General features: G+C 47.8%; 1 protein-coding gene and 1 pseudogene. Both read left to right on the forward strand.

Annotation, left to right across the window (positions count from 1 at the left end; all coding sequences use genetic code 11):
• Positions 1-356 (forward strand): hypothetical protein (locus tag WG89_RS31560; RefSeq protein WP_216638598.1); only part of this gene is annotated, 356 nt, incomplete at its 5' end.
• A 78-nt stretch (positions 357-434) separates the two neighbouring features.
• A pseudogene (locus WG89_RS29005) lies at positions 435-634 on the forward strand (hemolysin); the annotation flags it as partial.

The raw sequence follows: 634 nt of genomic DNA on the forward strand, positions 1-634 counted from the left end.
TCAGGAAGCTGTTGGGTCACGCTCATATACCCCGGCACCATGCCAAACAGTTTAATCAGTTTGACCGGGACGACCTGACTCCTTATCTGAACTACCACCGCCCCTGTTTTTATCCAGAAACCCGGATGGACGCCAAGGGCAAGGAGAAGAAGGTGTACCGCTATGAAAACATGATGACCCCTTACGAAAAGTTCCTGTCACTGAAGGAACCAGAACAGTACCTGAAAGAAGGGATTACACTGGACAAACTAAAGGACAAAGCGGAAGCCATGACCGATAATGAAGCGGCCAGAAAGCTGCAACAAGCCAGAGAAATCCTGTTTCAATTAGTTCATGAGCGACAAGCCGAGGGTTAGGTAGTAGTACCTGCCTTCAGGCTCATTTCAGGATTGGAAAATACTTGTCATGGTTAAGGCTTTGCTACCTTTAACTGGATGACTGAGCTTATTACCAAGAAGTTGTCGCCTAAGGATAAGAAAAATCCTTACCTTCGTGACGAGATCCGTGCCATGGCCGACATTGGTGAGGAAGAGGGGGCTCTGATGGGCGCCGAGTCGGATCTGATGAAGAACATGTTGCGTTTCAAGGATCTTAAAATCATCGAGATCATGACGCCACGTTCGGTTCTGTTTTC

This window comes from Endozoicomonas arenosclerae (assembly GCF_001562015.1).
GTDB classification, from domain to species: domain Bacteria; phylum Pseudomonadota; class Gammaproteobacteria; order Pseudomonadales; family Endozoicomonadaceae; genus Endozoicomonas_A; species Endozoicomonas_A arenosclerae.